Below are 19,891 nucleotides of genomic sequence, written 5' to 3' on the forward strand. Positions count from 1 at the left end.
CTTGTCTTAGGCTAAACTACTTAGGTGAATTCTGCTTCGTGTAGTGCGCTTTGAAAGTACTCTTCCACTTACAGATGATGTGCAGCGTAGGTTGGGTAGAGCTAAGCGAAACCCAACAAAATTGACAGCTCAATAACCTTGATTAATCTTTAGCTGATAGCGATAGAGGGAATTTTATGAAACTTGAAGATATTCGCCGTGAATATTTACAGGATGGTTTATCTGAAGAGATGCTTGATGCATCTCCAATCAAGCAGTTTGAAAAATGGCTTGAGCAAGCTGTTGCAACTAATTTGCCTGATCCTACGGCGATGGTCGTTGCAACGGTTGATGAACATGGTCAGCCTTCGCAGCGTATCGTGCTGTTAAAGCATCTTGATGAAAATGGCTTTGTGTTTTTTACCAATACCGGCTCGCGCAAAGCGCAGGAGCTTAAAGGTAATAACAAAATTTCTCTGCACTTTCCGTGGCACCATATGGAGCGACAAGTCATTGTTTACGGTGAGGCTAAACCCTTACCAACAACGGCTGTGGCGAAGTACTTTTTATCGCGTCCAAAAGAAAGCCAGTTAGCTGCATGGGCATCAGAGCAAAGTCGTCCTGTTTCATCACGCAAGGTGTTGATGGAAACATTCGCGAAAATGAAGCAAAAGTTCTCTGAGGGTGAAATTCCACTCCCCGATTTTTGGGGAGGCTACTGTGTTGAGCCGACTAAAATCGAATTTTGGCAAGGCGGTGCACATCGCTTACACGACCGCTTTATGTATCAACGCCAAGCCGATGGCAGTTGGCAGTTTGGTCGTTTAAATCCTTAAATGCGTTTTATTGATTCCCACTGCCACCTTGATTTTAGCGAATTTGATGAGACTCGCACAGAGCTTATCAAAGCATGCAAGCAAGTGGGGATCGAGCATTTTATTGTGCCGGGTGTGAGCTTGGCACAATCTACAAAACTATTCTCTTTTGCTCAATCAGAGCCAAGTATTTCAGTTGCTCTAGGCTTGCACCCTTATTTTTTACCTGATCACCAAACTCATCACCTTGCTGAATTAGAGCAGCTAGCAAAAGCCCATTTAGGGCAATTTATCGCCATTGGTGAGTGTGGCCTAGATCGTAGTATTGATGACCTTAATAAACAAACGCAGCTTTTTGAAGGACAAATAGAGCTTGCCAACCAACTTGCTTTACCACTGATTGTGCATCACAGACAAAGTCATGATTTAATTGCTCGCTCATTTAAGCGCTGTAAACCCAAATACGGTGGTGTTATTCATGCCTTTTCAGGCTCTGAACAACAAGCCCAGAGTTATATAAAACAAGGGTTTAAGTTGGGGGTCGGTGGTGTGATAAGTTACCCGCGAGCGGGTAAAACTCGTAAAGTTATAAGCGCAATTGAGCCACAGTATTTAGTGCTTGAAACCGACTCACCATCAATGCCGCTAGCTGGTTTTCAAGGGCTGGTTAATACACCACTTAAAGTGCGTGATGTATTCACGTACTTATGCGAACTTAAAGGTATAACGGGCGATGCACAAGAAGAGTTTGCTCAGGCACTTTATGAATCTTGCTCCGCACTTTTTCGCATATAACGATTGACTTGCCAGCGTTTTACCCCTCGGCCAAGTTGCCAAGTAAAAATACAAGTAATTACTAGCATAAGAAGCACTTGGCGGCCTAAATCATGAAAGCTGCTGTGGCTTGTCGCTATTGAAGCTTGTGTTAAATAAGTAATAGCAACAAAGCCAATAGGGCGCTCGTCATCACTTATCACAGGTTCTACGAAAGGGGTTTTTAAGCGGCTAATGCCAGGTGTTGAATCTGGCAGTAAGCCAAAGGTGTGATGGCTTTGCCAGTTATCACTTGCGGCTATTTGTATCCCTTGTTGATCATAAATCGTTGCTGCTAAAACAAACTCATCTTCAGCTATGTTATTGCACAGCATATTTAGCGCAGGCTTATTCTTCTCCTGTAGAGGGGTCTGAGCATTGAGAGCCATAAATTTAGTTAGGCTGATAGCGGTGCTATTTGAGCTGTCATAAAGTAGTTGATGAGACTGAAAACTACTATTAACCGCAACCCAACTTAAAAGCACAAAACATGCGGCCGCTAAGCTTAATCGCACAAGTCGTTGGCGATAGCTGGCGGAAAAAGGAGGCTTAAGATGGTTATTTTTCATAGTCACCGAATGCGCTGCTGACAGCTTTTATGATTGATGATACAACTAAGTCTGTATAATAACCTTATTAGTTAATTGATTACGAGTAGCAAATACGCGTTTAATCACAGACATAAGTCTAATTGGAGCCACTATGTCACAGCTTAGCTTAGCTGCAACCAGTTCAGCAAATTTAGCCGAAGAAATAATACTAAATTGCTGGTATGAAATTAAAAATAATCATCTTATTCAAACCAATTTACTACCTAAAGCAAATCATGGCGTAGCAAGTGTTGCATTTGGTTGTGACTTCTCAGCGGCTAAGTTGCTTAATCTTGTAGAGTTTTTGTCGCAACATGGTTTTAGTAATCTATCTATTTGTTGCTACCAGCCTACAGAAACATTGTTACCAGCATGGTGCCTATACAGTGATTCACAAAAGCCATTGAGTCCTTTGTTATTGCAAGCGTTTTCTGCTGAGCAAGGTTATCAGTTAGTGCAACTTACAAACCCTGCTAACGTGAATGAAGCAGGGCTTTTATTAATGGATATGGACTCTACAGCGATTACGATTGAGTGCATTGATGAAATAGCACGTTTAGCTGATGTGTACGATGATGTTGCAGCTGTAACTGCGCAAGCGATGGCTGGTCAACTTGACTTTACACAAAGCTTAAATCAACGAGTAGCAAAGCTTGCAGGTATCGATGTAGCGTTAATCAATGAGCTAAAACTAAATCTACCTCTGATGCCTGGCATTACCGAATTGTGCCAGTATCTAAAAGCGCACAATTGGCACCTTGCTATTGCTTCTGGCGGTTTTGTACCATTTGCAGAACACGTTCAATCACTTATTGGTCTTGATGAAGTACACGCAAATACACTCGAATTTAAAGATAACCGCCTGACAGGTAAAGTAACCGGAACGATTGTTGACGCCGAGCAAAAAGCACGCGTTCTTGAGCAAATTCAACAGAGACTCGGGCTTGATAACCGTCAAACCGTTGCCATGGGTGACGGCGCTAATGATTTAAAAATGATGGCTAAAGCAGGGCTTGGTGTTGCTGTTCATGGTAAACCTAAAGTAGTTGAACAGGCAGATACAGCTATCAATGAAGGTTCTCTGTTACAAGTTGCATATCTACTTGCAATCCCATTAGATTACACGCTTTAACCATATTTTTTTACGCTTATTCATTTCAGTTTTGAGTACCTCATCAATATCAAAATGAGTAAGCGCTTCATCCGTAATGTCAATTACATCACCAACCCCTGCAACAGCCCAGAGTGCTTCTTCAAGGTCTTTTGCTTTATGTAGCGCATACTGGCTTACATATTTAAGCTCATTTGATAAATAGTCTATATCTGGGCGGCCGGTGCGAGACACATATAAACGAAAGATAAACACTAAATCATTTTTGAGTGCTTTTTTTATAAACAAGGTTTGTGGCTGATAGTCATCTTCACTAATACAGCGGCTGGTTATTGCTTCGTTGATTGTTGCTTTACGTGGATCAAAACGTACAAATAAAGTAAATGGTAAAGGCGGATCTTGGCGACTACGATCTTTAATCAGTGGTGTGATCACCTCTGTGATCTGATCGGTAGATAAAAAGCCATCGATCTGAGTTTGCTCATTTAGCAGGGCAAAGTTTTGTAAAAGTATATGTAATGGCGTCGGATATAAGCCAAGCCCGATCGCGCCAGCTTTAAAATGAGCGGCTTCTTTATGGAAGTACAACGGAAGCTGGCAAACACTTTTAGTCACCATGTTTCTTAGTGCTGTAGAAAGCCCTGGAATTTTTGGGGACTCTTCACAGGCGTGCAACTTATCTTTATTGTTTTCAATTAGAGCCGTAAAAAATTGAATGCCCATATGGGGTAAGTCAGTAAGACGGTGTACTTTTAAGTTAACTGTTGTTAGTGATTTGCTTATCGCCATCACTTCATAAGCAAGGCTTGATAAGTCATGTTTTTTAGTTATTTTTTGTAAATCGGGAAGGCCTAACTTAATTATATCGCCTTTTTTAAACTCAACAGGGTTATCACACTCAATTTGTAGGCCCATGACCGATAGATCACGAGTGTAGCCTGAAATTAATTTGTCATTATGAGCAACAGAGACCGCTGTTTTATATAAATAGCGTTTATGAGCGCGTAAATTGACGTACTCAAGTGCGACAGGTGTAAGTGGTGGCGGTGTTTTATGTTTAGTATGACCAAACTGCTTTAATTGATTCACTAAGCGCTTGTCGAATGTACGTTGCTGGTAAGTGTGTTGCTCATACTTCGAACCAACAGCGGTTAGAATCAATAAGTACTTAACATCTTTAATAAGTCCCTGAACTCTAGGGCTTGGTGGCTTATTTAGCTTTTCGATATCCTTACCTGCACTACTCGGTAAAGATAGCGGAATATATGAATCTTCAGGGTGGCTTGGCATTAATTGTAACTTAAAGCATTGCCAGCTCTCTTTTTGACTACCAAAACCAAAAAATAAATTGCGAATTTCAGGTTGGCTATCAAGTTCCGTTCGTGTGGCTGAGTAATAATAAATCTTTCCAGCGACCACATGCGTAAAGGTATACAGGTACTCCTCTTTTACCGCATCGGTAGTGCTTAACAGATGACCTATGCGCTGTTGGTTTATAATGCTATATAAGCATGACAGCTTACGTTCATCACAAAAATAACGATGTATAAACGCATTATTTTCGGTTGTTAATGCTAAAGTGGGGTATAACTTATTACCTTGTAAGCTTAAAAAAGTGTAAAGCGAGGTAACACGCGGGATATAGTATTGTTCATAGCCTTTCGAAACAACTGCATCCAAGGTGTTATCGAGGTTAATCTTGTAGCGGCGCTTATTGCCGTGAATAAAGCTTTTTAGAAAGCTATCGAATTGTTCATTATTCTCAATAAAGGTGCGTTTTAAGCGAACATGATTGTACTCACGCGACACTTGCTCTACAGCAACAACTTCGTATTGAATGCCGTTTTTTAAACCTAACTCAAAGTCTTGTTCAAGCCCAACTAAGCGTAAACCAATTAATTGTCCCTTGGTGACTTTGTATTTAGGTGAGAGCTTGATTTTTGCGCCGCTTAGGGAGATGTCTGAAGTTGAAGCCGATATTTTGCCGCTCTTATCTAGCTCAACAGTAATTTTTATTGAGTAGTTCATGCGCTCTTCACGACGACTTTCATAAGAGGCAAATTTGATTACTTTGGCAGGTAAGTCGCCGTTATCTTCGATTGAAGAGGTATTTTCGTTTGCTTTTTTTTGCATTACTCTGTGGTTATTTTCGGTGTTCATAACCGCTTCGTATACAGCAAGCGTGTAACCACCGTGGCGTTTAATTGCGTCTTCAAACACCTCAATGGCCATGTCGTCCATAAAATGCTGTTTGCCTTCGTGTTCGTATGGCCTAACTTGACCGGTAACTTGACCTCGTAAATCAATAAAACGAGCCACAGGCTGAGATAAACGTGACATTTCCATTTTGATCAAAAACTGCTCTGGCTTTGTTAAGCTAGCTGTCTTTGATTTAAATAGTTTGTCGAACTGGGGAGTGCCTAAATGTGCCTTGAGTTCTTCAACAAGGTCTTCATATTTAAGCAGTATGTCTTCAGCCATTTATAAAACCATCACCGTCAATCGAAAAAAGTAGGTATACTAGCAGGCAACCACAGTGTTAAAACGCCTTGCGAACCACTTTTTATTTCATTAGTTATTGTTATAGGTATTCGCCAAATAAATGGCAAGCACTGTAAAACTTTATTTGTAAGCAAAAACTATGCCCTAAAATATAGCGTTATTACGCAGTTTAGCGAATAAAGCCTTAAGGGAATTGATTTGAGGTACGTCCGTTGTGTGTCGTCACTAGAGATGCCGACATCTTAAATCGTTAGTTCTGTTATCTATTGTACATTTAAATACATCACAAATCAGCGACCAAAATAGGTAAAGCTCAATGGCAAAATCAGCAAAAATCGAATTTGTCTGCACTGAGTGCGGCATGAACTATCAGCGTTGGCAGGGGCAATGTAAATGCGGTGCTTGGAATACACTGGCAGAATTTAAACCCTCAGCAGGGCAATCTAAACAGGCTGCAAGTCGCGCTGCGGTGGCAGGCTATGCGGGAGGCGCTGGTGGCGGTTCCAAAAAAATTAATGAGGTAGAAACAGCGGAAGCTGAAAAACGTCTGACTGAAATAGGCGAACTTGATCGCGTGCTTAGTGGCGGTGTAACGACAGGTTCGGTGAATATTATTTCTGGTGATCCAGGGGCAGGTAAAACGACCTTGTTGTCCGATTTAATTGCGCGTATGTCAAAATTAATGCCTTCTTTGTACTGTACTGCTGAAGAATCATTATCGCAGTTTAAAAATCGAGTTAATCGCTTGCGTTTGGATTATAACCAAGATGAGCTTTACTTACTCTCTGAAACCAGTGTTGAAGCAATTATCGAAGAGCTTGATAAAAATAAAATTAAGTTTGCTGTTATTGACTCAATTCAAGCTGTGGTAACTGAAACAGCAAACGGCAGCCCAGGTTCACCATCGCAAGTAAAAAGCGCAGCACAAGCGTTAACACAATACTGTAAGCAACATGACGTGACTATGTTTATCATTGCTCATGTTAATAAAAACAATGAAATAGCGGGTCCGCAAACGTTAGTGCATATTGTTGATGCACTGCTGCATATAGACACTAACGACGGACAAATACGTACCTTACGTGCCAACAAAAACCGTTTTGGTGATATTGATACGGTGGGTATTTTCAGAATGTGTGAGCGCGGTATGCTCAGTGTTGATAATCCAAGTGAGATATTTTTATCGGGTTCAAGCACTGAGTCGCCAGGTTCAGCAATCACCTGTATTCGCAAGGGGAACCGTAACCTCCTTCTAGAAATTCAATGTTTAACAACAGAAACTGAAGCAGAGTTTCCACAACGTGTTTGCGTTGGATTGAATATGAATCGAATTAAAATGCTGACAGGTATTTTACGCAAACATACAAAAACGAAAATTTTCCATGATACTTTTTTCAATATTGTTGGCGGTTTAAAGATAGATGAGTCAGAGACTTGTATTGACCTTGCCTTAGTCACGGCACTGTTAAGCAGCCTCAATGAATTTGTTGTGCCTAGGACAACTTGCATCATGGGGGAACTGAGCTTAAACGGTGATGTCAGACCAATAGATAGTGGCGTGCCGCGAGTAAAAGAGGCTGCACAGCATGGTTTTACAGAGATATTTATTCCATATCGAAACTACCATAAATCAATGGAAGGTTTAGGAGCAAAAATTACACCAGTGAAAACGGTGCATGAGCTCTTGTCATTAATTAATTAGTGACAATTTGATAAGCTAGGGCAGTGTTGAACCTTTAAGCTCAACACTCTCAAGAAATTAGCACCAACTTAAAGGAAATAAAATGAAGAAGTTAGTAATTGCAGTTGCTGTCGCAGCTGTTGCAGGTGGCGCATATTATGCGAACTACACAGCAACACAGGAAGTGAAAAAAGTGGTTGATCAGCAAATCGCTGCACTTTCAGCTCAAAGTGGTGTTGAGGTGATGTATGACGATATTTCAGCGAGTGTATTTAGTAACAGTGTGCAGCTATCTGGCATCAAAGTGCAAAGTGTTGAAGGGGATGAGCAAGTTGCCAGTATTGATACCATTGAAGTGACAGGCTATGAGGAAGATGCCATTCCTCCACACACTGGGTTTGTAATGACTAACTTTCGCTTTAGCGATTCTTTCTTAACGCAACTGCCACAAAGTGCCAATAGTAAACTAGCCTCTACGAGCTACAATGTAAACTCATCGCTTGATTACAATAAAGACTCAGGTGATAGTGACTTTGCACTGAAAGTAACCGCAGCAGATGTAGCTGATGTTACGTTTAATTTAGGATTAGCCAAGTCTACCCCTTTGATGGAAGCATCACTTGCTATTAGCCAACAACAAAAAGCCTCTGGCGGTGCACAACCAACCCTTGAGCAGCAGCTTCAGCAGCAGTCAAAAATGATGGCTGCTATGTCAGAGTTAGAGCCGCGTAGCGTTGAATTTGCGATTGAAAACGAAGGGGAATTAAAAGCGGTAGTAGAAAGCTTTTTAGAAGCGCAAGGTATGACACATGAGCAATTTCAGCAAATGGTCACAATGCAGCTGCAACAGGCCCCTGTTAGCGCAGATTTAGCGACAGCGATTACTAATTTTGCCAATGGTTTATCTTCATTATCTTTGTCTGCAAGTTTACCTGAGGGAAAAACGATGCTAGAAATTAACCAACAAATCATGAGCCTAGCTGGTCAACCAGAAGAACTTGCTAAATTTATTAATTTAGACGCTAAAGGAGAATAAGTAACTAACGTTAAGTTACTTATTCTTCTAGAAAATGGCCTTAAAGGTTAGCTGTATTAGACTGGCTAACTTTAAGGTTGTTTTTCACACGGTTAACTCCTTGACTGTGCTCTAAAAACTTTTGTGCTAATGCGCGTTTAAAGCCCGTTTCCGTGGAGCCATATAATTCAATCGTATCGCCGTTAACAATAACTTGTAGGTTCTCGATAGAAAAATTAGGATTACTCATCAGCTTTTGAAGAGCTAATTGCTGAAGTCGAGGCTGAGCCGATGTGCTAGTAGTTAATACACTGGTATTAGCGCTAACTTGTGTTGCGCATGCAAGTAAAAAAATACAACAAAATGATGTAAGTACTACTGTTAGTTTGAAACGGTTCATACGATTCCCTCGTGAATGATGAGCATATGCTGAACCAGTTACAATTTTTATTCCAAGATGTAATGCATTGATTTTAAAAAGTAATATATTGTTTATAGTTTTTTCAGTAAAAAAACTATGAATTAATTACACACTAGTTAGTAAAAATGGCAGCAAAAAGTACACACAAAAATGCCGTGACAAGCACGGCATTTTTTAGTTATTACAGCATCTACGAAGGTTATTTTTTCTTTTTCGCTTTTACCTTTGCTTTCTTTTTAGCCTTCATCTTTATAGGATCCTTTTTCTTTTTCGACGGGATCTTTGCTTCTTTGTGTTGTGGCTCTAATCCTTTAATAACACGACGCTTTAACTTTTGTTCAATATAGCGTTCAACCTTGCCCAAAATAGCAACGTCATGTGCTTCTACAAATGAAATTGCTGTGCCTTTTTTACCTGCACGACCGGTACGGCCAATTCGGTGCACATACACATCTGCTGTACGGGGCATATCAAAGTTAATTACATGGCTAATATCAGCTACATCAATACCACGCGCCGCTACGTCAGTTGCAACTAAAATTTTGTTGCGACCAGAATGGAAGTTTTCCATTGCTTTCATGCGTTTATCTTGTGGCATTTCACCACGTAGCCAAGCAACACGAAGCCCTTCGTTATTTAGAGCGCCAATCAGAGTTTCAAGGCGCTCACGTGTTTTTACAAAGACAATGGCTTTTTGCAGATCGTCACTGTTAAGCGTATCAATGAGCATCTTTAATTTGTGATTATAATCATCTGCTAAGTGCACCCATTGATGAATTTTGCCTTTTTCTTTGCGTGACGATTCTGCTTCGAGTAGTGCAGGATCATTCAAAATGCGCTCGGCAAATAACTCAACGCTGTCGCCTTCTAATGTGGCAGAGAATAAGAAGCACTGACGACGATTACGCGCTTCATCACAGATACGTAGCATTTCTTTGCGAAAGCCCATATCAAGCATGCGATCCGCTTCATCGAGAATAAGCATTTCGACGTTTTCAGCGTGGAAGTTCTCAGTTTCGAGATATTCCATTAAGCGACCTGGTGTCGCAATAAGAATGTCGTTATTGCTTTCAAAAATCTCTTTATGTGTCCCGTAGTTAATACCGCCCGTTACAACACCTATTTTTAAGTGCGTTTGTGCAGCTAGCAGTTCACATTGCTCATGAATTTGATAAGCAAGTTCACGAGTGGGGGTCATGATCAGCACCCGTGCAAAACCTGGATCGCGACGTGGGAAGTCAAGCAAGTATTGAATTGCAGGAATCAAAAACGCGGCTGTTTTACCCGTACCAGTAGGGGCAGATGCCAAAATATCACGACCTTGTAGTGCTTCAGGGATCGCTTGTTGTTGAATACTTGTTGGCGTATCAAAACCCATTTTATTGATGGCATTTAACAGCTTGTTATCGATATCAAATTCAGAAAATTGCATAGAGTGACATAAATAGAGGACAATTAGACTTGATTATACTAGCTATCAGCACTGTGGTGAATGAAAAGGTGAAAAAATGTCAGGCTTTGTGTTTAAACAATTTACAGTTGAGCAAACTCGTTCTGCGATGAAGGTTTCGACAGATGGTATTTTATTAGGTGCTTGGGCTGAATTGGCAAATGCAAAATCCCTTCTCGATATAGGTACAGGAACGGGGTTGCTTGCTTTGATGGCAAAACAGCGTGCTCCAAAGGCGAAAGTGGTGGCAATCGAAGTAGATGTTGAGGCGTGTATTGACGCTAAGTTTAACTTTGCAAATAGTCCTTGGCCTGAGATTTGTTTACATCATGGTGCCATACAGTCTTTTCAATCAACACAGCCCTTTGATGTAATTATTACTAACCCTCCGTATTTTAATGCGAGTCTAAAAGGGGACAATGAAGCACGTAATACGGCGCGTCATACAGATGGTCTTGGTTTTTCTGAGTTAATTGAGTGTTGTACTGAGTTAAGTCACGCCAACACCTTACTCAATGTAATTTTACCCTGCAAAGAGGCATCTTCTTTTATTGAACAAGCTAAGTGTAAAGGCTGGAACTTGGCGCGTATGTGTAATGTACGAACCACATTAAGAAAACCACCTAGCCGAAGTTTAATGTTATTTTCTTTACAGCCTGAGGTTTGTCAGACAAGTTCTTTGACTATTCATGCTGCAGAAGGCGGCTATAGTGATGAGTATGTTTCTTTGTGTAAGGATTTCTATTTAAAAATGTAACTATCTAAAAATAGAGTGTTTACTCAAGCCTTGCTATAGTGGTGGCGTTTTAAAATTATAAGAGCTGTTTATGTTACGTTTATCTATAACTTTAAGTGCATTACTTTTCTCTCAATATACTTTTGCTGCGTTGAGTCCTGTGGGACTTTGGAAAACAATAAATGAAGAGACAAACGAAGCAAAATCACTGGTACGCATTAGCGAACAAAATGGCGTATTAACAGGAAAAGTAGAAAAAATTCTCAATCCAGCAAAGCAGGATGCTATTTGTGAAGAATGCGATGGTGATAAAAAAAACCAACCAATTCTTGGCATGACAATAATTGAAGGTGCAACCGATGCGGGAGATGGAAGCTGGCAAGATGGTGAAATTCTTGACCCGAATAGCGGTAAGACCTATACCTTAAAACTAACGCCACAAGAGCAAGGTCAAGTACTTGAAGTTCGCGGTTATATTGCTTTTTTCTACCGTAACCAGTATTGGCAGCGTGTAGAGTAAATAAGAGAAAAGCCAAGCAATGCTTGGCTTAATATGCGTGAGTTTTACAAGCTTTCGCTGTACTCAGTCATGACTTGCTCAACCCACGAGGCAATGCGTTCATCGCTCAGTTCATATTGACTGTCTTCATCAAGTGCTAAGCCAACAAACTGTTTGCCATCTTCAGTGAGTGCTTTTGAAGCTTCGAATTCATAACTGTCATCATTTGGCCACTTACCTAATAAAGTGATCGCTTGGTCACAAATTTCATCGTGTAACATACCGAGCGCATCTTGAAACCACTGGCCGTAACCTTGTTGATCGCCCATACCAAACAGAGCCACGGTTTTACCATTTAGGTTAACATCTTTAATGTCGTCCCAGATTGATTCCCAATCTTCCTGTAATTCACCGAAGTCCCACGTTGAAATGCCGAAAATAACAAAATCGAATTGCTCAGCATTTTTTAATGGCTCATCTTTGATATTGTGAAGACTCACTATGTCTTGGCCGATAATATCGCGAATTTTTTCAGCTGCTATTTCTGTGTAGCAGGTTGTAGAACCATAAAATAAACCAATCTGCATCGTATTTATCACTGTGTATTTGCCTGATATGATAGGCGCAAGTTTACCGTAAGGTATAATCAATTGATACCTTGATAAGGATGAGAGTACGCGTGGCTGATCATAATTTTCCCGCAGAGAAAGTGTTAATGTCGCCTAATAATGCCGAACATTTAGAGTTATTTTTAGATACGCTGTATCTCGAACAAGGCGTTAGTGAGAATACGCTGGCTGCGTATCGAAGTGACCTTGAAAAGTTTTGTCAATTTTTAAAAGATAAAGATCTTCTAGCTGTGAGTAATGAAGATATTGAAGCGTATTTAGCATATCGCGTTGATTTGGGGCTTAAATCACGCAGTACCGCGCGTAGTATTAGTGCACTTAAACGTTTTTATCAGTATTTTGTTCGCGAAAAAGCGATAGCTGATTCGCCGATGGTCAATATTGCTCAGCCAAAAGCAGGGCAGTCATTACCTAAAACGCTGTCTGAAGCCGAGGTTGAAGCACTCCTTGGTGCTCCTGATATCGAAGATCCAATGGGGCTTCGCGATAAGGCCATGCTTGAGCTTTTATATGCAACAGGACTTCGTGTTACAGAGCTGGTGGGGCTTCGAATGGAGCAGATTAACTTGCGTCAAGCTGTGGTGTTTGTAAAAGGTAAAGGTAATAAAGAACGTTTAGTTCCTCTAGGTGAAGAAGCCATGTATTGGCTTGAACAGTTTTTAAAAGTGGGTCGTTCGTATATGATTAAGCATGCCACTGATTTTGTGTTTCCATCTAAACGTGGAATCGGCATGACACGACAAACCTTTTGGCATCGTATTAAACACTATGCTATTTTGGCATCAGTTGAATCGCCATTATCACCACATACGCTGCGTCATGCGTTTGCAACGCATTTGCTTAATCATGGAGCTGATTTGAGGGTGGTACAAATGATGTTAGGTCATAGTGACTTATCAACAACCCAAATTTATACCCATGTAGCCAATGAGAGATTGAAGTCGGTACACGAGCAACATCACCCACGTGCGTAGTGCAAGATTTTTAAAGATGTACCGGTCTATACTAGAAATGATCAGGATATAGGATAGTTATGAAAAAGTTAGTTTTAGCCACGGCATTGCTTGGCACAAGTCTTAATGTGATTGCCAATGGTGTATCGACCACCGACGCTGCAGATGCGCCTATCATCGCTAAATTTGCCGAATTAGGTGTAACCGTAAAGCAAGTAAATCCAAGCCCTGTCGCTGGTCTTAAAGAACTGATTACAGATAAAGGGGTACTTTACGCAAGCCCTGATGGTCAATTTTTAATGCAAGGTACATTAATCGATCTAGAAAATCGCGTAAACCTAACAGAACATGCATTAAGCGATGTACGTAAAGCCGGTATTGCTGAGTATGAAGATTCAATGATCGTTTACAAAGCAAAGAATGAGAAACACTCAATTACCGTATTTACTGATATCACCTGTGGTTACTGTCGTAAATTACACCGTGAATTAGATGACTTTTTAGATGCAGGTATCACAGTTAAATACCTTGCTTTCCCACGTGGTGGTTTACGTGGAAAAGGCTACCAAGATTTAATGAATGTATGGTGTGCAAAAGATCCTGCTGAAGCGCTTACAGAAGCCAAAGCGGGTGCAGATGTTGCCGCTGTTGAAGGGTGCAGTGCGCCAATAGCAGAGCATTACCAATTAGGTCAAAGCTTTGGTATGTCGGGTACGCCGGCTATTATTTTAGAAGATGGTACGATGATCCCTGGTTATCAATCAGCTGCGCAAATCAGCCAAGCACTTGATGCATTGCCAAAAACATCTTCATAATCTTTTTATAAAAAGGCCTATTTAGGTAGGCCTTTAATCCGCTTTAAGCTAAGAAAGTAATACGTCCAACATGGAAAAAATAATCCAAGTTCGCCCTCGTGTTGATGACTCATATCTTCCACATCACTTACATCCTGTTATCAAGCAAATTTATGCCTCTCGTCAGGTTCAAGATGCCAAAGAATTAGATAATAGTGCAGCAACATTACATGACTTTAAGCTGTTTAAAGACATAGACAGAGCTGTGTTGTTATTACAAGACGCGCTGGCATCACAAAGCCGTGTGCTAATAGTGGGTGACTTTGATGCCGACGGTGCAACGAGCACCGCAACCTTGATGCAAGGTTTGGCTATGTTTGGTTTACAGAACCTTGACTATTTAGTGCCGGACAGATTTAGCCTTGGTTATGGTTTGAGCCCTGCACTTGCTGAGCAAATCGTGACAATGCAGCCTGAGCTGGTGATTACCGTCGATAATGGTATCTCCTGTATTGATGGCATTGCTACTGTAAAGCAAGCAGGTATTAAAGTGCTGGTCACTGATCATCACTTGCAAGGTGAGGCATTACCAAATGCCGATGCGATAGTGAACCCTAATCGCCATGACTGCTCTTTCCCATCAAAATCCATTGCTGGGGTTGGCGTGGCGTTCTATTTATTGATTGCACTGCGCAGCCATTTACGTGAACAAGGGTATTTTCAGCATAATCCAATGCCTAATTTGGCCGAATTACTTGATATTGTTGCTCTTGGCACTGTAGCTGATGTAGTTGCGCTTGATGCCAATAACCGCACCTTAGTGCATCAAGGTTTAGCACGTATTCGAAGTGGTAAAACACGCCCTGGGATCAGTGCGTTAATCGAAGTGGCAAATCGCAATGCAGCTCGTTTAAGTGCCAGTGACTTTGGCTTTTCATTGGCGCCACGCTTAAATGCAGCAGGGCGTTTAGATGATATGAGTTTAGGCATAGCCTGTTTATTATCAACCGATATAAATCAAGCACGCCGTATTGCCGGCGAGCTTGATAGCCTTAACCATGAGCGCCGTGAAATAGAGCAGGGCATGCAAACTGAAGCACAAGCCGTACTTGACCGTTTAGCGTTTAAAACTGAGTCAGTGCCGGATGCCATTTGTTTATACCAAGCCGATTGGCACCAAGGTGTGATAGGCATATTGGCAGGGCGCTTAAAAGAGAAGTATCACCGTCCTACGGTTATTTTTGCAGCTGGCGATAACGGCGAAATAAAAGGCTCTTGCCGCTCTATTGAAGGGCTGCATATGCGTGACTTACTAGAGCGAGTAAATACACTCTATCCGCATTTGATCAGTAAATTTGGTGGTCATGCTATGGCGGCGGGGCTGAGTATCAATGAGCAATGCTTTAATGAATTTAAAGCGGTGTTTGAGAAAATGGTGACCGACACACTGACTGATGAGCATAAACAAAGCATTTTGCTAACCGACGGTGAACTGCCCAATGACTGCTTTTCGATGGAGTTCGCCAATCAGCTAAAAAATGCAGGACCTTGGGGGCAGCAATTTCCAGAACCTGTGTTTGAACATGTTTTCGAAGTAATACAGCAGCGTATTGTCGGTGAAAAGCACTTAAAACTGGTTTTAAAGCATCAATCAGGGCGCTTAGTTGACGGTATTGCATTTGGTGTTGACGTACGAGCATGGCCAGACACTGAAGTGAGATACGTCAAAGCTGCTTATCAGCTCGATATAAATGAATTCCGTGGCAAATTTTCGTTACAACTGATTATTCGAGAGCTACAAAAAGTGACATAAAAATATCGTCTTTATCGGCATAAAAGGCTAATAAAACGCTCGGTTTTTTGTTAAAATCGGGCGTTTTTAATATTTGTAGATAATTTACCGTAATTATTGTCGTAAGCTGTGCGCGGTAAATCAGCCATTTTGGAGTAATGTACATGTTTGAAGTGAATCCTGTGATTAACCAAATCAAGGAAATTCGCGAACGTACTGAACTGCTTCGGGGGTACCTTTGACTACCCTCTTAAGAAAGAGCGGTTAGAAGAAGTTAACGCAGAACTTGAAGATTCAGCAGTATGGAACGAGCCAGAGCGTGCGCAAGCGTTAGGCCGTGAAAAGTCATCACTAGAAGCTATCGTTGAGACCATTGATAATCTCGTTACGGGCACAGACGATGTTGAAGGTTTAGTTGAACTTGCAGTGGAAGCTGAAGACGAAGAAACTTTCCAAGAAGCTGAAGCTGAACTTGAAGATTTAAATGCACAACTTGAAAAGCTTGAGTTTCGTCGTATGTTCTCTGGCGAGCAAGATCAAAACGATGCTTATCTTGATTTACAATCAGGCTCAGGCGGTACTGAAGCACAAGACTGGTGTAACATGTTACTGCGTATGTATTTACGTTGGGGTGAAGCAAAAGGCTTTAAAGTTGAACTTGTTGAAGCAACTGATGGTGATGTGGCTGGTATCAAGGGCGCAACTGTGCGCTTCGTTGGCGAATATGCATACGGTTGGTTACGTACAGAAACAGGTGTTCACCGTTTAGTGCGTAAGAGCCCGTTCGACTCAAGTGGTCGTCGTCATACCTCGTTTGCATCGGCATTCGTTTACCCAGAAATCGACGATAATATCGAAATTGATATTAATCCGGCTGACCTACGTATTGACGTTTACCGTGCATCTGGTGCCGGTGGTCAGCACGTAAATACCACTGAATCAGCGGTACGTATTACTCACGTGCCAACCAATACGGTTGTTCAGTGCCAAAATGAGCGTTCACAGCACAAGAATAAAGATCAAGCAATGAAACAGCTAAAAGCGAAATTGTTTGAACTTGAGCTACAAAAGCAAAATGCAGAGAAACAAAGCCAAGAAGATGCAAAGTCAGACATTGGCTGGGGTAGTCAAATTCGTTCATACGTGCTTGATGACTCGCGCATTAAAGACTTACGTACAGGCGTTGAAAATCGTAATACTCAAGCGGTTCTTGACGGCGACTTAGATAAATTTATTGAAGCCAGCCTTAAATCTGGCCTATAACCACCAAGCTAAAAAAGAGCTAAAAAATGACTGATCAAATCCAAGACGAAAATAAGTTAATCGCTGAGCGTCGTGGCAAATTAGACGCAATCCGCGAAAATTGCCCTGCCAACGGTCATCCAAACCAATTCCGTCGTGAACATTACACGGCTGATTTGCAAGCTGAGTTTGGTGATAAATCGAAAGAAGAATTAGTTGCTGAGCAGCACGTTGTATCAGTAGCGGGTCGTATTCTTGCGAAACGTGGTCCTTTCCTTGCACTGCAAGACATGAAAGGCCAAATTCAAGCGTACGCGTCAAAAGACGTACAAAAAGAATTAAAAGCAAAATACGGTCAACTTGATATCGGTGACATCATCGGTGTTAAAGGCGCACTTAATAAGTCAGGTAAAGGTGACCTATACGTAGAAATGACAGAGTACGAGCTACTTACTAAGTCATTACGTCCATTACCAGAGAAATTCCATGGTTTATCTGACCAAGAAACTAAATACCGTCAACGTTATGTTGACTTAATCACTAACGATGCGACGCGTGAAACATTCCGTATTCGCTCAAAAGTTGTTGAAGGTATCCGTCGTTTCTTAGCAGAGCGTGACTTCATGGAAGTTGAAACACCGATGCTACAAGTGATCCCAGGTGGTGCGTCTGCACGTCCATTCGTAACACATCACAATGCACTTGATATCGACATGTACTTACGTATTGCACCAGAGCTTTACTTAAAACGTTTAGTTGTGGGTGGTTTTGAACGTGTATTCGAAATTAACCGTAACTTCCGTAACGAAGGTTTATCAACGCGTCATAACCCAGAATTCACAATGATCGAATTCTACCAAGCATACGCTGATTACATTGACCTGATGAACATCACAGAAGACATGCTACGCACTGTTGCGACAGACGTACTTGGCTCACCTATTGTTGTAAACACAACGAAAGATGAAAACGGTGAAGTGGTAGACTCAGTAGAGTATGATTTTGGGAAGCCTTTTGCACGCCTAACAATGAGCGAAGCTATTCTTAAGTACAACCCAGACTTTGATGCGGCTGTATTTAATGACCCTGAAAACCATTTTGAAGAACTTAAAGCGTACGCGAAGCAAGTACACGTTAAAGTGCCAGAAAACTGCGTATGGGGTCCAGGTAAGTTCTTATGTGAAATTTTTGAAGAGACAGCTGAGCACAAGTTAATTCAACCGACTTTCATTACCGCTTACCCGTGGGAAGTATCTCCACTTGCGCGTCGTAACGATGAAAACCCGTTTGTAACTGACCGTTTCGAATTCTTCGTTGGTGGTCGTGAATTAGCCAATGGTTTCTCTGAGCTTAACGATGCACAAGACCAAGCTGAGCGTTTCTCGCGTCAAGTTGAAGAGAAAGACGCTGGTGATGATGAAGCAATGCACTACGACGAAGATTACATTCGTGCGTTAGAGTACGGCTTACCGCCAACAGCGGGTGAGGGCATTGGTATCGATCGTCTAGTGATGTTATTTACTGACTCACCAACAATTAAAGACGTGATTTTATTCCCACACATGCGTCCTCAAGCTGATTAATCAGCTAATGTCTTTAAAACGCCGCTTTTAAGCGGCGTTTTGTTATCAGAAAATTCTGAAATTTTCCACTTATCCCCTTACATTCTTTTTTTAATTAGCTGATCTAAAAAGAGTTACTGAATTGCTATTTTTTCATAGTAACTTAGTTTTAACTTTTTATTCTAAAGTGTAATTGTAATAGTGTTATTTTTAACCTGGTTATGAGAAAATTGCGCGATTATCATCCAATGCGTAAATGGACTTTATAATAATGAAAAAGAAGCCTTCGCAGTTGCCTACTGAAGCAAGTAAAAGCGATCACCAGCGTGATGCATTTTATCGTGCGTGTATTGCTGAATTTCAACAATTGGGTTATCAAGATCAATATCTCGCAGAAATGACTGATGAGCTAATTCCTTTAACAGGCTTGGATATATTGACTAATAAGGAAAAACCAGCGAAAGACTGAGCAAAAAATTGTCTGTTTTTTGTTGTTATGACCATTCTGTGACCATCTACACTATTTTCCTTGAAAAGTGTTTGACATATTGCCTGAAATCTTTATTATACGCCCCACAAGATGGAGAGGTGGCCGAGTGGCCGAAGGCGCTCCCCTGCTAAGGGAGTATAGGGTTTGTAGCTCTATCGAGGGTTCGAATCCCTCCTTCTCCACCATTTTTCCTAAAATGGCATGTCTTGAAAGTAATATGTGTGGACGCGTAGCTCAGCTGGATAGAGTACCTGGCTACGAACCAGGCGGTCGGAGGTTCGAATCCTCCCGCGTCCGCCACTTTTTACTTTAACTCTTGCTAAGAGAATAAATTAGCAATGTTCAAATGTGCGTGTGGACGCGTAGCTCAGCTGGATAGAGTACCTGGCTACGAACCAGGCGGTCGGAGGTTCGAATCCTCCCGCGTCCGCCATATTTGAAACTCACATCGAGTATAAAGATAAAATCATTGCAAGATTATAAAATGCAACTTGCGGACGCGTAGCTCAGCTGGATAGAGTACCTGGCTACGAACCAGGCGGTCGGAGGTTCGAATCCTCCCGCGTCCGCCACTTTCTCTTAGAAAGTGACATAAACCGACAAGAAGTCGGTTTTTTTGTGTCTTTAAGGCACAGTCAATGCAAGACTTAAACATGCAGAACATAATGCGGACGCGTAGCTCAGCTGGATAGAGTACCTGGCTACGAACCAGGCGGTCGGAGGTTCGAATCCTCCCGCGTCCGCCACTTTTCTCTCAAGTAGAGTTAAAGTGAATAAACCGACGAAAGTCGGTTTTTTTGTGCCTGCAATTCGCGAA

The 19,891-nt window shown here is 41.5% G+C and carries 18 protein-coding genes and 5 tRNA genes; 18 read left to right on the top strand and 5 right to left on the bottom strand.

Annotated elements, in window-relative coordinates:
* The first annotated feature begins 176 nt into the window (after positions 1–176).
* Positions 177–815, top strand: coding sequence for a pyridoxamine 5'-phosphate oxidase (gene pdxH / locus L3V38_RS00415; protein WP_062569566.1), 639 nt, complete (start codon positions 177–179; stop codon positions 813–815).
* Entirely contained in the window at positions 816–1,589 is a 774-nt protein-coding gene (locus L3V38_RS00420; RefSeq protein ID WP_237118041.1) for a TatD family hydrolase, read from the top strand.
* Here the strand turns inward: L3V38_RS00420 and L3V38_RS00425 are convergent.
* Positions 1,556–2,176 (bottom strand): AhpA/YtjB family protein, encoded by a 621-nt coding sequence (locus tag L3V38_RS00425; protein WP_237118042.1) that lies wholly within the window; start codon positions 2,174–2,176, stop codon positions 1,556–1,558. The genes L3V38_RS00420 and L3V38_RS00425 overlap by 34 nt on opposite strands.
* Positions 2,177–2,309: 133 nt before the next feature.
* Between L3V38_RS00425 and serB the strand changes: the two genes are divergently transcribed.
* Positions 2,310–3,329, top strand: a complete 1,020-nt coding sequence (gene serB, locus L3V38_RS00430; RefSeq protein WP_130149614.1) for a phosphoserine phosphatase SerB — start codon at positions 2,310–2,312, stop codon at positions 3,327–3,329.
* Here the strand turns inward: serB and L3V38_RS00435 are convergent.
* Positions 3,312–5,789 (bottom strand): PilZ domain-containing protein, encoded by a 2,478-nt coding sequence (locus L3V38_RS00435; protein WP_237118043.1) that lies wholly within the window; start codon positions 5,787–5,789, stop codon positions 3,312–3,314. The genes serB and L3V38_RS00435 overlap by 18 nt on opposite strands.
* Positions 5,790–6,126: 337 nt before the next feature.
* On the opposite strand from L3V38_RS00435, the gene radA reads away from it, so the two are divergent.
* Complete coding sequence (gene radA, locus L3V38_RS00440; protein WP_130149616.1) at positions 6,127–7,512, top strand: DNA repair protein RadA; 1,386 nt, start codon at positions 6,127–6,129, stop codon at positions 7,510–7,512.
* Positions 7,513–7,594: 82 nt separating this feature from the next.
* Positions 7,595–8,527 (top strand): hypothetical protein, encoded by a 933-nt coding sequence (locus L3V38_RS00445; RefSeq protein ID WP_237118044.1) that lies wholly within the window; start codon positions 7,595–7,597, stop codon positions 8,525–8,527.
* A gap of 40 nt (positions 8,528–8,567) precedes the next feature.
* Here the strand turns inward: L3V38_RS00445 and L3V38_RS00450 are convergent, their stop codons facing one another.
* Together L3V38_RS00450 and srmB are read right to left on the bottom strand one after the other, a co-directional pair.
* Positions 8,568–8,906 (bottom strand): BON domain-containing protein, encoded by a 339-nt coding sequence (locus L3V38_RS00450; RefSeq protein WP_130149618.1) that lies wholly within the window; start codon positions 8,904–8,906, stop codon positions 8,568–8,570.
* A gap of 220 nt (positions 8,907–9,126) precedes the next feature.
* Positions 9,127–10,359, bottom strand: a complete 1,233-nt coding sequence (gene srmB, locus L3V38_RS00455; RefSeq protein WP_130149619.1) for an ATP-dependent RNA helicase SrmB — start codon at positions 10,357–10,359, stop codon at positions 9,127–9,129.
* A 76-nt stretch (positions 10,360–10,435) separates the two neighbouring features.
* Between srmB and L3V38_RS00460 the strand changes: the two genes are divergently transcribed.
* Both L3V38_RS00460 and L3V38_RS00465 read left to right on the top strand, forming a co-directional pair.
* A complete protein-coding gene (locus L3V38_RS00460; RefSeq protein ID WP_237118045.1) occupies positions 10,436–11,134 on the top strand; it encodes a methyltransferase in 699 nt (232 codons plus the stop codon).
* 70 nt (positions 11,135–11,204) lie between these two features.
* Positions 11,205–11,633, top strand: coding sequence for a DUF2147 domain-containing protein (locus L3V38_RS00465; protein WP_130149621.1), 429 nt, complete (start codon positions 11,205–11,207; stop codon positions 11,631–11,633).
* Between the two features lie 44 nt (positions 11,634–11,677).
* Here the strand turns inward: L3V38_RS00465 and fldB are convergent, their stop codons facing one another.
* Positions 11,678–12,199: a flavodoxin FldB gene (fldB, locus tag L3V38_RS00470; RefSeq protein ID WP_130149648.1), complete on the bottom strand. Its 522-nt coding sequence runs from the start codon at positions 12,197–12,199 to the stop codon at positions 11,678–11,680.
* Between the two features lie 80 nt (positions 12,200–12,279).
* Between fldB and xerD the strand changes: the two genes are divergently transcribed.
* The 11 genes from xerD (at position 12,280) to L3V38_RS00525 (ending at position 19,820) form a co-directional block, all read left to right on the top strand.
* On the top strand, positions 12,280–13,215 hold the full coding sequence (gene xerD / locus L3V38_RS00475) for a site-specific tyrosine recombinase XerD (RefSeq protein ID WP_237118046.1): 936 nt from the start codon (positions 12,280–12,282) through the stop codon (positions 13,213–13,215).
* A 59-nt stretch (positions 13,216–13,274) separates the two neighbouring features.
* Positions 13,275–14,009 (top strand): bifunctional protein-disulfide isomerase/oxidoreductase DsbC, encoded by a 735-nt coding sequence (gene dsbC, locus L3V38_RS00480; RefSeq protein WP_130149623.1) that lies wholly within the window; start codon positions 13,275–13,277, stop codon positions 14,007–14,009.
* Positions 14,010–14,079: 70 nt separating this feature from the next.
* Entirely contained in the window at positions 14,080–15,801 is a 1,722-nt protein-coding gene (gene recJ, locus L3V38_RS00485; protein WP_237118047.1) for a single-stranded-DNA-specific exonuclease RecJ, read from the top strand.
* Positions 15,802–15,944: 143 nt separating this feature from the next.
* Positions 15,945–17,043 (top strand): peptide chain release factor 2 gene (gene prfB / locus L3V38_RS00490; RefSeq protein WP_130149625.1). Its coding sequence is split into 2 segments (ribosomal slippage): positions 15,945–16,019 and positions 16,021–17,043, totalling 1,098 coding nucleotides; the frame shifts between segments, so codons are not numbered across the junction.
* Positions 17,044–17,069: 26 nt separating this feature from the next.
* The gene (gene lysS / locus L3V38_RS00495; protein ID WP_130149626.1) at positions 17,070–18,605 is read left to right on the top strand and encodes a lysine--tRNA ligase; all 1,536 of its coding nucleotides are present in this window, start codon (positions 17,070–17,072) and stop codon (positions 18,603–18,605) included.
* Positions 18,606–18,855: 250 nt separating this feature from the next.
* Positions 18,856–19,053 (top strand): hypothetical protein, encoded by a 198-nt coding sequence (locus L3V38_RS00500; protein WP_237118048.1) that lies wholly within the window; start codon positions 18,856–18,858, stop codon positions 19,051–19,053.
* A 113-nt stretch (positions 19,054–19,166) separates the two neighbouring features.
* Positions 19,167–19,259 (top strand) — tRNA-Ser (locus tag L3V38_RS00505).
* 38 nt (positions 19,260–19,297) lie between these two features.
* A tRNA-Arg gene (locus L3V38_RS00510) sits at positions 19,298–19,374 on the top strand.
* 56 nt (positions 19,375–19,430) lie between these two features.
* A tRNA-Arg gene (locus L3V38_RS00515) sits at positions 19,431–19,507 on the top strand.
* A gap of 62 nt (positions 19,508–19,569) precedes the next feature.
* A tRNA-Arg gene (locus L3V38_RS00520) sits at positions 19,570–19,646 on the top strand.
* A 97-nt stretch (positions 19,647–19,743) separates the two neighbouring features.
* Positions 19,744–19,820, top strand: a tRNA-Arg gene (locus L3V38_RS00525).
* Positions 19,821–19,891: the final 71 nt, after the last annotated feature.

Origin of the sequence: Pseudoalteromonas sp. L1, from assembly GCF_021728095.1 — a bacterium.
Classification (GTDB): domain Bacteria; phylum Pseudomonadota; class Gammaproteobacteria; order Enterobacterales; family Alteromonadaceae; genus Pseudoalteromonas.